At 44.2% G+C, this 13,033-nt stretch carries 13 protein-coding genes; 1 reads left to right on the forward strand and 12 read right to left on the reverse strand.

Annotation, left to right across the window (positions count from 1 at the left end):
- Window positions 1-38: 38 nt before the first annotated feature.
- The 8 genes from H539_RS0103570 to yneA all read right to left on the reverse strand — a co-directional run bounded on the left by H539_RS0103570 (window position 39) and on the right by yneA (window position 8,396).
- A complete protein-coding gene (locus H539_RS0103570; RefSeq protein WP_026692375.1) occupies window positions 39-1,835 on the reverse strand; it encodes an ABC transporter ATP-binding protein in 1,797 nt (598 codons plus the stop codon).
- Between the two features lies 1 nt (window position 1,836).
- Entirely contained in the window at window positions 1,837-3,582 is a 1,746-nt protein-coding gene (locus tag H539_RS0103575) for an ABC transporter transmembrane domain-containing protein (protein WP_026692376.1), read from the reverse strand.
- A gap of 229 nt (window positions 3,583-3,811) precedes the next feature.
- Window positions 3,812-4,024 (reverse strand): YneF family protein, encoded by a 213-nt coding sequence (locus H539_RS0103580; RefSeq protein ID WP_026692377.1) that lies wholly within the window; start codon window positions 4,022-4,024, stop codon window positions 3,812-3,814.
- Window positions 4,025-4,075: 51 nt separating this feature from the next.
- A complete protein-coding gene (gene sirA, locus H539_RS27710; protein ID WP_051348427.1) occupies window positions 4,076-4,549 on the reverse strand; it encodes a sporulation inhibitor of replication protein SirA in 474 nt (157 codons plus the stop codon).
- 314 nt (window positions 4,550-4,863) lie between these two features.
- On the reverse strand, window positions 4,864-6,873 hold the full coding sequence (gene tkt / locus H539_RS0103590; protein ID WP_026692378.1) for a transketolase: 2,010 nt from the start codon (window positions 6,871-6,873) through the stop codon (window positions 4,864-4,866).
- Between the two features lie 206 nt (window positions 6,874-7,079).
- Window positions 7,080-7,313: a DUF896 domain-containing protein gene (locus H539_RS0103595; protein WP_026692379.1), complete on the reverse strand. Its 234-nt coding sequence runs from the start codon at window positions 7,311-7,313 to the stop codon at window positions 7,080-7,082.
- Window positions 7,314-7,378: 65 nt separating this feature from the next.
- Entirely contained in the window at window positions 7,379-8,029 is a 651-nt protein-coding gene (locus tag H539_RS0103600) for a YneB family resolvase-like protein (RefSeq protein WP_026692380.1), read from the reverse strand.
- A gap of 61 nt (window positions 8,030-8,090) precedes the next feature.
- On the reverse strand, window positions 8,091-8,396 hold the full coding sequence (gene yneA / locus H539_RS0103605; RefSeq protein WP_026692381.1) for a cell division suppressor protein YneA: 306 nt from the start codon (window positions 8,394-8,396) through the stop codon (window positions 8,091-8,093).
- Window positions 8,397-8,550: 154 nt separating this feature from the next.
- On the opposite strand from yneA, the gene lexA reads away from it, so the two are divergent.
- Entirely contained in the window at window positions 8,551-9,174 is a 624-nt protein-coding gene (lexA, locus tag H539_RS0103610; protein WP_026692382.1) for a transcriptional repressor LexA, read from the forward strand.
- 218 nt (window positions 9,175-9,392) lie between these two features.
- Here the strand turns inward: lexA and H539_RS32570 are convergent, their stop codons facing one another.
- The 4 genes from H539_RS32570 to H539_RS0103630 form a co-directional block, all read right to left on the reverse strand.
- Window positions 9,393-9,542, reverse strand: coding sequence for a hypothetical protein (locus tag H539_RS32570; protein WP_155889939.1), 150 nt, complete (start codon window positions 9,540-9,542; stop codon window positions 9,393-9,395).
- 169 nt (window positions 9,543-9,711) lie between these two features.
- On the reverse strand, window positions 9,712-11,046 hold the full coding sequence (gene glnA, locus H539_RS0103620) for a type I glutamate--ammonia ligase (RefSeq protein WP_026692384.1): 1,335 nt from the start codon (window positions 11,044-11,046) through the stop codon (window positions 9,712-9,714).
- Window positions 11,047-11,096: 50 nt separating this feature from the next.
- Window positions 11,097-11,498 carry a MerR family transcriptional regulator gene (locus H539_RS0103625; protein ID WP_026692385.1) on the reverse strand — a complete coding sequence of 134 codons (402 nt, stop codon included), beginning with the start codon at window positions 11,496-11,498 and terminating at the stop codon, window positions 11,097-11,099.
- Between the two features lie 266 nt (window positions 11,499-11,764).
- On the reverse strand, window positions 11,765-13,027 hold the full coding sequence (locus tag H539_RS0103630) for a methionine gamma-lyase family protein (RefSeq protein WP_026692386.1): 1,263 nt from the start codon (window positions 13,025-13,027) through the stop codon (window positions 11,765-11,767).
- Window positions 13,028-13,033 lie beyond the last annotated feature (6 nt).

The raw sequence follows: 13,033 nt of genomic DNA on the forward strand, positions 1-13,033 counted from the left end.
ATACAGCGGGATTCCCTCCTGCATGCCGGTTTTTTACGTTAATTGACCCTTTCCTCTATCCGGTGCGCCAATCCATTCTGCAGCAGATACATTTTATAATAAAGGCCCTGCAGGGAAAGAAGCTCCTGATGAGTGCCTCTCTCAACAATTTCCCCTTGATGCAGGACGAGAATTTGATCTGCATCCTGGATCGTGGAAAGACGGTGGGCGATCGAAATCGTGGTTCTTCCTTTTCTCATTTCCTCAAGCGCTTTTTGGATGGATTCCTCGGTTTCAGTATCAATGTTTGCCGTCGCTTCATCCAGCACCAGAATTTTCGGATTGGCGGCAATGGTCCGCGCAAACGCAATCAGCTGCCGCTGCCCGCTTGAGAAGGTTGAACCCCTCTCCACTACTTCATGATCATATGCTTCCGGCAGCTTCTCAATAAATGTATGTGCCTGGACAAACCGTGCGGCAGCTTCTATCCCGGAATCTGTGATGTCCGGATTATGCAGTCTGATGTTATCCTTAATGCTTCCATAAAAAAGAAAGGCATCCTGCAGCACCAGTCCCAGCTGCTTTCTTAATTCAGTATCCTGATAATCCTTGATGGAGACGCCATCTATTAAAATCTCCCCGCGTTCAAACTCATAAAAGCGCATCATTAAATTAATGATCGAGCTTTTGCCGCTTCCGGTGTGCCCGACCAACGCCACGGTTTCACCCGGCCGTGCTGTAAAACTGATATTTTTTAGAACATCCCGCCTTCCATCGTAGGAGAAGCTGACATTTCTAAATTCTACTTCCCCTTCCCGAATAGAGTTTGCCATACCTCCAGCCTGCCCTGGTGCAAGCTCAGTCTCGTCGATGATTTTAAACACCCGCTCTCCGGCAATAAGCGCCTGCTGGAACAGGGATAACCGCATCATGACTTGATTAAGGGGTTCAAAAAAACGGTCGATATAATTGACGAAGGCATAGATCACCCCGATCTGGATCGAGCTGTCAATGGAAGAAAGTCCGAAAAAGCTCAGCACAATGATAAGTGCTAACGCATAAATAAGATCGATGGCCGGGCGGAGGAGAAGTCCATCCACTTTTATATTCTTCATCCCCGCCTCAAAGTGCTTTTCATTGATATCTTCAAATTCCTTACGGAGACGTTTTTCCTGCCTGAATACCTGAATAATCGCCATACCCTGCAGCGATTCATTGATTTTCGCATTCAGCTGGCTCAGCCTCTCGCGCATATCCTGATAATAAATCGAGCTATATTTGCGGTAGGCAACGATGACAAGGAAAATGATCGGCAGGATGACCAAACAGAAAAACGCGAGTTTCACATTCAGGATAAACATCGCGATAAAAATGCCAGTAAGCTGGAAGGCACTTTGAATGAAGGTGCTTATGACACTTACAAACATATCTTTGATCGCTTCTGTATCGTTCGTGATCCTGGAAACCAGGCTTCCTCCCGGAGTTTTGTCAAAATACTTCATTCCAAGCATCTGGACTTTTGAAAAGATATCAATACGAAGGTGCTGAATAATTTTCAAGGCGATTTCCTGGAATTTCAGCAGCTGGAAGTACAGGAAAAAAATCATGGCCACCTGGATGCTGATATAGGCAGCAGCCAGCCGTGTGATTGCCTGTACATCCATATTTCTCGGCCTTAAATGGTTATCGATAAATACCTTAATAATGATGGGACCGTATATATTGCCCAGTGTCATCATCAGAAGACAGAAAAAAGCGATGACAATGGTCTTTTTATACGGCTTTGCATAGCCAAGAAGACGGAAAAGAATGTCACGCTGTTCTTTTCCGGTCAATTTCCGGTTATTTGTATCCATATTACCCTCCATGCTCCACAAGCTCTTCAAGCTGCTGCTGTATATACATTGCTTTATACCAGCCATCCTTTTTCATCAAGGATTCATGGGTGCCCTGTTCAATGATTTCTCCATCATCAAGGACGATGATTAACTCTGCATGCTGAATGGCACTTAACCTGTGGGCAGTAATAATTGTCGTTTTTCCTGCCCGGTTTTCCTTCAAATTCCCAAGAATAATTTCTTCCGTCTTGGCATCTACGGCAGAAAGTGAATCATCCAGGATCAAAACTTCAGGTTCAGTGATTAATGCCCTGGCAATCGAAATCCGCTGCTTCTGCCCCCCTGAGAGGGATACTCCTCTTTCGCCTACGATGGTTTCATATCCATCCGGGAATTGCAGGATATCTTCATGGATATAGGCGCTTTTCGCTGCGCCGATGACCTGTTCATAAGAAGCCTCCGAGGAGGCAAAAGCAATATTATCGGCAACCGTCGCCGAAAATAGAAAATGATCCTGAGGAACATAGCCGATGGATTTCCGGAGCGCTTCAAGCGTGAAGTCGCTGAGCTTATGTCCGCCAAAGCTGATTTCTCCCTGGATCCCATCGAATTCCCGAATGAGGAGCTTTAAAAGCGTCGTTTTTCCTGACCCTGTCCTTCCTACGATTCCAAGCGTATCCCCGGGTCTTAAGATAAAGTGGATATTTATTAGTACTGGAGAATCCTCATTCGGATAATAAAAGGAATCAATATCATATTGAATGGCTCCCCGTGCCTCGGGAACAACGGAATGCTCCGGCTCTGAAATATCTATTTTTTCTGCCATCAGCGCCATTACTCTGTCATAGGAGGCCCTTCCTCTTTCTACGATATTAAAAAGCCAGCCAAAGGCAAGCATGGGCCATATCAAAAGTCCCAGATAGGTCGTGAAAGAGACTAAATCACCTATGGACAGGCTGCCTTCAATCACATATTTTGAGCCAAAGGAAACAGAAAGAAAGAAGGAAACAGCGACGATGATGGAAATGGTAGGATCAAATAATGAGTCGATTCTGGCTACTGTCATATTTTTAGTAACCACATCCTCTGACTGCTTCCTGAACGCCTCAATATCCTCTCTTTCCTGTCCGAAGGTCTTAATGACTTTAATCCCATTGATGCTTTCCTGAGTTTTATCATTCAGGCTCGAGAATGCCTCCTGTGCCTTATGGAAGCTCTTATGGAGAAGCGAGCCGTAATAACTCGTTAAATACGCCATCACCGGCATAGGAATCAGGCAGATAAGAGTCAGCTTCCAGCTGATAAAAGCCATGGCGATAATCACAGTACCGCCTGTTGTCAGCGAGTCTACCAGTGTTAATACCCCGGAGCCTGCAGTCTGCTGGATGGCCTGGAGGTCATTCGTGGCATGCGCCATTAAATCGCCGATTCTTCTTCTCTGATAAAAGCCCTGTGACATCTTCGTAAAGTGATCATACAGAGAATTTCTCATCTGTCTGGCCAGCCTGACAGCAGATCCGAAAATCATAATTCTCCAATAATAACGCAAAACATACATTCCAAGAGCCGCTACTGCCAGGAGTCCGAGCCACTTATACAGATCTTCAGTTTTAAAGGTCCCCTTTTCAATTAAATCAACCACTATGCCGATAACCCTCGGCGGAATCAGCTGAAGCAGGGCCACAAAAACCAGCATCACTACCCCAGTCAGGTAGGCTCTCCTTTCCTGTTTAAAAAACCATTTTAAATCTAGGAATAACTTCATCTTGGTTTCCTCCGCTGCTTAACAATTCATCATTCGCCTAACTAGTGTACCAAAGTTTTCCTGTGCCAAAAAGAAATTATTAGGAATTTTGGAAATTTTTTAAATTGGCAGATTGTTTGCCAGACTGTGTATATACATGACCCTAAAATAAAAAGCCACTTTTCGATAATGGAAAAGTGGCTTTTCTTAGAAGGCAGAGTTTCTGCCTTTATAAAAATACAAATGAAACTTATTTCATTTGTTTATTCATTGCGCTCATCATTTGATTAATTTTCTTCTGAGATGGCTTCATACCCATTTGCATCATCATCATTTTGAGCATTTGTTCGTTAATTGGCGGATTTTTCTTCAGGTATGTCATCATATAGCGACGTGCTATGAAAAATCCTAGTGCTACTCCGACGATCAGCGCCAGAATACCAACTAGTATTGTTGCCCACATACTATTTCCTCCTTCATGTTGTCTACCCTTAGTCTACTTGACCAAGGGTTATTATACAATATCCGAATAATAATTTCCTTCTTTTAAGCGAAATTTTCTTTCTTTAATCGGTTTCAGCCAGCCATATCGGCGATTGCTGAGATCCAGCGCAAGGAAACTGGATTCCATTTTCCGCAGGCATTCAAAAAATTCCGTCTCCGCCTCAAGTGTTCCCCTTGATTCAATCTTTATTTCATGATCATTGGCAGCCAAAATCGCACTGCTTTGACCATCATTTTTCTCAATGGAATATACCCTTTTTCCCCCTGAAAATTCCTTATGATTCCGGATATGCTGATCCAGCACCCTTTGCAGACGCAGCAGGTTAAAGGGCTTGGTTATGAATTGAATTTGTTTTTGAAGAATCTCTCTTAATTCACCGGATGATTGGGAGTAATCTAAAAACAGGTTGTACAACATACGCTCACGGCCAAAGTAATGTCTTGCTACATCATCTTCTATCAAATATAAGTCGTATATTCTCACTCCAACCACTCCAATCATATTCTCTTTTTTCTATTATATAGGCCGTAAGAAAAGAAATATGTTGATTAATGGAGAAAAATTCAGTTAGTTTTGTCGAAACTATTGATTTTACTAAGGATTATCTCCTGAAGCCAGAACATCTGAACCGGTGCTAGATACAATTATAGTACTAATATCCATTACCTGACCTTCTGAAACTTCTTTTCAAAATAGCAGAGCAGCTGGAGCTCGAGAATAAAAAACTGCCTCCAAGAAAACCAGCCGATCCTGTATAGGGAAAAAGGCTGATACTTTAGAGACAGTGTTTACGATGATTATTTGTTTTGAAGAAGGCCTTTCACTTTGGATACTACATTATCAACGGTAAAGCCATATTCTTCAATTACTTTTCCACCAGCAGCAGATGCACCGAATTTATCAATTCCAAGCACATCCCCGCCATCTCCCACATATTTATGCCAGCCGAAGGAAGATCCCATTTCAATCGCAAGGCGTGCTTTTACAGCTGGAGAAATAACGCTCTGCTTATATTCTTTGGACTGCATTTCGAACAGATCCATGGACGGCATGCTGACCACTGAAGCCTGAATTCCTTCTTCAGCCAGCTTCTGCTGGGCCTTAACAGCAAGATGAACCTCTGAACCTGTAGCAATCAACAGGGCATCTGGCTGTTCTTTGCCGGCTGGTGAAATGATATAAGCACCTCTTCTGACACCTTCTGCTGCATTTTTGTCCGTATCCTTCATGGTAGGAAGGCCCTGCCTTGTCAGTACAAGCGCTGTCGGGCGGTCTTTACTTTCCACTGCCACCCTCCAGGCCGCAGCTACTTCATTGCCGTCAGCCGGTCTAATGATCGTGAGCAGCGGAGTGGATCTCAAGGATGCAAGCTGCTCGATCGGCTCATGGGTAGGCCCGTCCTCACCGACCGCAATGCTGTCATGTGTGAATACATATGTTACCGGGAGGCCCATCAAAGCTGCCAGGCGGATTGCAGGGCGCAGGTAATCTGAGAATACAAAGAATGTACCGCCGAATACTTTTAGACCGCCGTGAAGGGCCATGCCATTCATGGCTGCTCCCATTCCAAATTCCCTTACTCCAAACCATATATTGCGTCCTTCATACTCGTCGGCAGAGAAATCGCCAGAATCCTTAATGCCAGTATTATTGGAACCTTGAAGGTCTGCAGAACCGCCGACCAAGTATGGAACCTGCTTCGCAATTCCGTTTAACACTTCCCCGCTTGAAGCACGGCTTGCAAGGGACTTTCCTTCTTCGTAAATAGGGATGGATTGATCCCAATTCTCCGGAAGATCTCCTTTTATGGCCTGCTCGAGCTGTGCAGCAAGCTCTGGGTTCGCTTTTTTATAATCGCCGAACATCCTGTTCCATTCTTCCTCTTTTTTCATTCCAGCATTTACAATCGTTTCTTCGAAATGAGCATAGACCTCTTCAGGAACATAAAAGTCTTCTTCAAATGTCCATTTATAGAATTCTTTTGTCAGTTTCATTTCATCCTCACCAAGCGGTGCCCCATGAACCTTGGAAGTACCGGAACGGTTAGGAGATCCATATCCGATGATGGTTTTTACTTCGATCATCGTCGGCCTGTTCAGGTCACTTTGGGCTTCTTTGATGGCTCTTGCAACTTCCTCCACATTATTGCCGTCTTCAACCCTGATATACTGCCAGCCGTAGCCTTTATATCGCTGCTCAACACTTTCAGTCATAGATTTATCCAATTTGCCGTCAAGAGAAATATCATTGGAATCGTATAAAACGACAAGACGTCCCAGCTTCAGGTGGCCAGCCAGTGAAGAAGCCTCAGCAGAAACACCCTCCATTAAATCACCGTCGCCGCATATGGCGTATGTGAAATGGTTGACTACTTCATACTGATCCTTATTATACGTGGAAGCTAGATGACGCTCAGCCATTGCCATCCCGACAGCCATTGCGATACCCTGTCCCAGCGGACCTGTTGTTGCCTCCACTCCTCTGGTATGCTTATATTCCGGATGCCCGGGAGTTTTGCTGCCCCATTGGCGGAAGCCCTTCAAGTCATCGATTGTCAGTCCATACCCCGCTAAATGAAGCAGACTGTATAACAGCATGGAGCCGTGGCCAGCAGATAACACAAAACGGTCTCTGTTGAACCAGTCCGGATTCTTTGGATTGTGATTCATAAATTGCGTCCATAATGTGTAAGCCATAGGAGCTGCGCCCATTGGCAATCCTGGATGACCTGAGTTTGCTTTTTCAATGGCATCAATCGATAGTGTACGAATCGTATTAATAGAAAGTGCATCAATTTTTTCCATCATTTTGTAACTCTTCCTCCAATATGTAAATTTTTATTTCTTTTAATATTATAGTGCCTAAAATCGAAAAACAAATAATATCCCCTGAACTAAGTAATTACCCTTTTTAGCAGCTCATTAAAAGTTATTTTGCGTAAAAAAAAAGAATACATTCACTATGCATTCTTTTTTATGGATGAAATCCACTGTATATTAATCAAGGATATACCTTAATGAATCTTCTTATTGGCCTTGATTCTTTTTAGTTTTTCCGGGGTCACATCGTTTCCTTCCGGGTCGATCACTGTAACATTTTCAAGTGTATTGGCCATGGAGCTTCTAAACGTCTCTAGATATTCCCTCCGAAGCTTTGACTGTTCTCTTGCTTCTTCGGCAGTGAGGCTGTTTTCCTTTGCTTTTTTGGCTAATTGATTAATTCTTGCAAGCTTTTCTTTTGAAACCATATTTAAATCTCCTTCATTGTAAGTCCTTTTACAATGGTATAAAAATTGCTCCAAAATAACAAGCTTTATGAACTATTTTCACTATTAATATGTTCAAGAAACCTCCGATGCACGGTTGCCCTGGAGATATTATAGCCAAAACCTTTAAGGGTTGCCGCAATTTCCTCGAAAGTTAGACCATTTTCCCTGAGCCGTATAATTTCACTCACAGGGACTGTCTTGCGCTCCCTTCCGCCAAGATTCCCCTGGTTCTTGAGATTTTTCTGAGGTTTATAGCCTTTCCTTACAGCTTCAAGCATCCCGCGTTTAATTTTCAGATTATGGATCTTTCTCTGATACTCTTCCACAATGGCAACGATCTGCAGGACCATTGAATCCGAATCTGATATCTCGAGCTCCCCTTTATTCGTCAGAGTGTAGAGGACCGCTGATTCCTTCAATAGGAAATGCAGGAGCGCAACCTTCGCGTTTCCTCTGCCAAGCCTGGTCTCGTCCTGAATTAATACAGCCCCTGCTTTCTTTTCTTTCAAAAGGGAAAGCATTTCAAAGATTCCATCCCGATCCAGATCATAGCCGCTTGCCTTTTCGCTGATAACAGCTTCTATATCGAAGCCGAGCCTTTCAGCAAGCTCAAGAAGCTCCTTTTCCTGCCTCATCAGAGACGTTTCCTGTTCTGCCTTTTCTGTGCTGACCCGGCAATAGATAATTGCTCTCATGGTTACTTCCGTCCTCATTATGTAAAATTCTTGCTAGATTCCTAATGTACCAGATCGGCCTTTAAAAATCACTTGCAAGTACTCCCGTATCTTCCTTGATGGTTGATGGCACAATCAGTTTGTCACCTGCCCGGATCATTCCATTTTCAAGCTTATTGTGCTCCTGGATCCATCCGACCAGTTTTTCCTGGGGAAGCTTGTCCGTTTTAAATCTTTGGGCAATCGTCCATACCGTATCGCCTTCAGCCACTGTAACTGTCGTTTGTTTAATGGGTTCTTCGGTTTTATGCAGGGAAATCAGGGAGAAGACAATAATGCTAAGCAGGAATAATAGAGTATAAGGGTATTTTTTGCAAAGTTTTTTCATTTTCAAATCCTCCCGAATGTTTGTTCGATTTACCTTGATTATAAGACGAACGTTTGTTTTGTGTCAACAAAATATTCGAACTTATGTTTGTATCAGTATTCCTTACATGGTATAATCAGGACAAGAACATTTATATGATAGGGTGCGTGAGAAAATGACTAAACTTTCGAAAAGGCAGCTCGATATTCTGGATTTTATCAAGCGGGAGGTTAAATCGAAGGGCTATCCGCCGAGCGTCAGGGAAATCGGGGAAGCTGTAGGGCTTGCTTCAAGCTCAACCGTACATGGGCATCTGGCCAGGCTGGAAAGCAAAGGGCTGATCAGAAGGGATCCTACTAAGCCAAGGGCCATCGAGATCCTGGAAATTGATGAGGCTTCCCATATACCAAAAAGCAATGTTGTGAACGTTCCCCTCCTTGGTAAGGTCACAGCAGGGCTCCCGATTACTGCAATCGAGAACATCGAAGAATATTTCCCGCTTCCTGAGCATCTCGTTCCGCATGATGATCATGTATTTATGCTCGAGATTATGGGTGACAGTATGATCGAAGCCGGCATCCATGATGGCGATAATGTAATTGTCCGCCAGCAGAAAACGGCTAATAATGGAGATATCGTCGTAGCTATGACAGATGAGGATGAGGCTACAGTAAAAAGATTCTTTAAGGAAAAAGACTTCTTCCGCCTTCAGCCTGAAAACTCCTCCATGGAACCGATCATCCTCCAGAATGTGACCATCCTGGGCAAAGTGATCGGTCTGTACAGACAGATCCACTGATGGTCCAATAGCTTCATATATTAAAAGAACCTTTTCATCGATGAAAAGGTTCTTTTTTCGAATGATAATGGTCATCCTCTAAAAACGCCCTGATAATTGCTGCGAATTTCTCCGGCTCTTCCGGGTGAAGATAATGGGCACTCTCCGAAAATAGTTCAAATTTAGCAGACTCAAGGTTCCTATACACATCCCTTGCCATTTCCAGGCCGGTATTGCAGTCATACAGCCCTGCAGCCGCGGTATGCTCGAGAATCCATTGATGCCCGCCGGCCTCCATGAATGGCCAGGATAGGGTGCATCACGGTACTTTCTCCCTTTATCCAGTGCATGACACCGTTCACTTCTATCATCTTCTCTTCTTTTCTCATGGCTTTCCCCTTCCATTATAGAAAGACGCCTGATAAAAACTGACTATATTTATTTTATTTCCAAGTTAAGTTTCAACGGCCCCAGGAAAACTACATCAGATCAAAAGGTGTACGTCCTTGAAAACAGACAAAACCCCTGATACCGCAGTATCAGGGGTTTTTAAAGGGATTAGAACATGGACATGTACTGTTCTCTTTCCCAAGGATGGACCTGTGTTCTGAACATATCCCACTCAATTTCCTTTGCTTCGATAAAGTGCTCAAGAAGGTGCTCTCCAAGGGCAGCTTTGATTACTTCATCAGATTTCAAGTTCTCGAGCGCGGCATAAAGAGTTGCTGGAAGATCCACAATTCCTTCTTCTTCACGCTCTTCCTTGCTCATAACGTAGATGTTGCGGTTTACAGGAGCTGGAGGAGTCAAATTGTTCTTAATTCCATCCAGACCAGCGCTTAATAAGGCAGCCATTGCCAAGTAAGGGTTAGCAGCAGGGTCTACGCTGCGGACCTCAACGCGTGTGCTCAGCCCTCTTGAAGCTGGGATACGGATCAACGGGCTTCTGTTACGGGCAGACCATGCCACATAACAAGGAGCTTCGTATCCAGGAACAAGGCGCTTATACGAGTTTACCGTCGGGTTTGTAACCGCAGTGAAGTTTGGAGCGTGTTTGATGACGCCTGCAATGAACTGGCGTGCTGTTTCACTCAGCTCAAGCTCTGCACCTGTGTCATAGAATGCATTTTCTTTTCCGCTGAACAGGGAAACGTTGCAGTGCATTCCTGAACCATTCACACCAAATAGCGGCTTCGGCATGAATGTAGCATGCAGGCCGTGTTTACGGGCAATCGTTTTTACTACTAATTTAAACGTTTGGATATTGTCACATGCTGTAACGGCATCCGCATATTTGAAATCAATTTCATGCTGTCCTGGAGCTACTTCATGGTGGGATGCTTCGATTTCAAAGCCCATTTCTTCAAGCTCTAGAACGATATCGCGGCGGCAGTTTTCTCCAAGATCTGTCGGGGCAAGGTCGAAGTATCCACCCTTGTCATTCAGTTCCAGTGTCGGTTCGCCTTTTTCATCTAATTTAAATAGGAAGAACTCTGGCTCAGGCCCAAGGTTGAAGTTGGTGAAGCCAAGCTCCTGCATTTCTTTAAGGATTCTTTTTAGGTTTGCACGCGGATCTCCTTCGAATGGAGTTCCATCTGGATTATAAATATCACAGATCAAACGGGCAACTTTGCCTTTTTCCGCTGTCCAAGGGAATACGACCCATGTATCCAGGTCTGGAAATAAATACATGTCAGATTCTTCAATGCGTACAAATCCTTCAATGGAAGAACCATCAAACATCATTTTGTTATCAAGCGCTTTTCCAAGCTGGCTTGCTGGAATTTCCACGTTTTTGATTGTTCCTAGTATATCCGTAAATTGAAGGCGGATGTACTTTACATTTTCTTCTTTAGCTAAACGCTCAATGTCTTCACGAGTGTATTTTGCCATTGCTTTTTATTTCCTCCCCAAACTTTTAAATAGTGTATAAGCAGTTTATGTTAATGGAAAAAACGGGACATATCGCCCTGACGCAGGGAAGATCTATGCTTTCCTGCCTGCATGAGCTCGTTCCGGAGCAATTTTCTTAATTCTTGCTCTGAAAGATCCCTCTTTGCTTTTTCCTCTTGCTTAACTTCAGCCTGTGTTTCCTGTTGATGAACAACTTCTATTAATTTCTTGATTCCTGCAAGGTTTATCCCCTGCTCAAGCAATTCTTTGATTTCTAAAAGCCGGTCTATATCATTCAGCGAAAATAGACGTCGGTTTCCCTCTGTCCTTTGAGGGAAGATCAGTTCATGCTCTTCATAATATCGGATTTGGCGCGCTGACAGCTCTGTCAATTGCATTACTGATCCGATAGAAAAGATAGGCAATGAACGTCGTAACTGGCTGCCTCCCACCTGTTTTCCTCCTTTATGAAGTTCTTGACTTAATTATATTCACCGTTAGGTAATATGTCAAATAAATGTTAGGTTTTCTTACATTATTTTTTCTTCGTGTTAACGTGTTTATTATCGGTTGCTTCTAAAGAAAAAAATAGGTATCGCAGCTGCTTTTCCATTGGTAATAAAGATTCTTCTAAGAAAAGGCGTCGTTTATGCCGGGAACAAAAAGTACCGCCCCTCCTGGAGGATTCAGCAGTAGAGACGGCATCATGACGACCCTATTATATAAATCCTTTTTCCATTAAATCATCCAAAGCGGTCAGCACAGCAATTTTGACATGTGAATAGGTCAGGCCGCCCTGTACGTAAGCTGTATATGGAGCTCTTAAAGGTCCATCCGCTGTCAGTTCAATGCTGGCTCCCTGGATGAAGGTCCCCGCTGCCATTATTACATCGTCCTCATATCCCGGCATATAATTGGGATATGGAGTCACATGTGAATTGACAGGGGATGCATACTGGACAGCCTGGCAGAATGCCACCATCTTGTCCCGGTCATCGAATTGGACAGATTGAATCAAATCGGTACGTTTCGCATCCCAAGACGGATGTGTGTTCATTCCCAGCTCATCCAGCACCGCAGAAGTAAAAATGGCACCCTTGACTGCCTGTCCGGCTACATGGGGGGCGAGGAAGAATCCCTGGTACATTTCCTGCAGCGTGTACAGCGATGCCCCTGCTTCAGCCCCGATACCAGGGGATGTCAAACGGTAAGAGCAGGCTTCGACCAAGTCCTTCTTCCCGACAATATAGCCCCCTGTTTTGGCCAGGCCGCCTCCCGGATTTTTAATGAGAGACCCTGCCATAAGATCAGCCCCGACATGACACGGCTCCCGGTCTTCCACAAATTCTCCGTAGCAATTATCGACAAAAACAATCACATCAGGCTTGATTTCTTTTACAAATGAAATCATTTCTGAAATCTGTTCAATGGTAAAGGACGGGCGGTTTGCATATCCTTTTGAACGCTGAATGCCAATCATTTTCGTCTCGGGCTTGATCCGGTCTTTCAATGCCTCATAATCGACAATGCCATCCCGGGTTAAATCAATGGCCGAATAACCGATATTGAATTCCTTCAGTGAACCGACGCCATTTCCTCTGATCCCCACGATTTCCTCCAGGGTGTCATATGGCCTTCCTGTTATATAAAGAAGTTCATCTCCCGGCCGCAGCACGCCAAAAAGGACGGTGGAAATGGCATGTGTGCCCGAGATGATCTGCGGCCTGACCAGCCCCGACTCTCCTCCGAACACATCGGCATAGACTGACTCAAGGGTATCACGCCCTGCGTCATCGTAGCCGTATCCAGTCGAAGGAATGAAGTGCGAATCACTTACTTTATGCTTCTGAAAGCTCTTCAGGACACGGAACTGATTGGCATCAATCATTTCATCCGCCTTTTTGTGGAACGGGATAATTTTTTTCTCTATTTGTTCTGCAAGCTGTTTAAGCTTCTCGCTGTTTTTTAAATACTCGTACATTCCAGG

The organism is Peribacillus kribbensis DSM 17871, from assembly GCF_000430765.1.
Classification (GTDB): domain Bacteria; phylum Bacillota; class Bacilli; order Bacillales; family DSM-1321; genus Paraperibacillus; species Paraperibacillus kribbensis.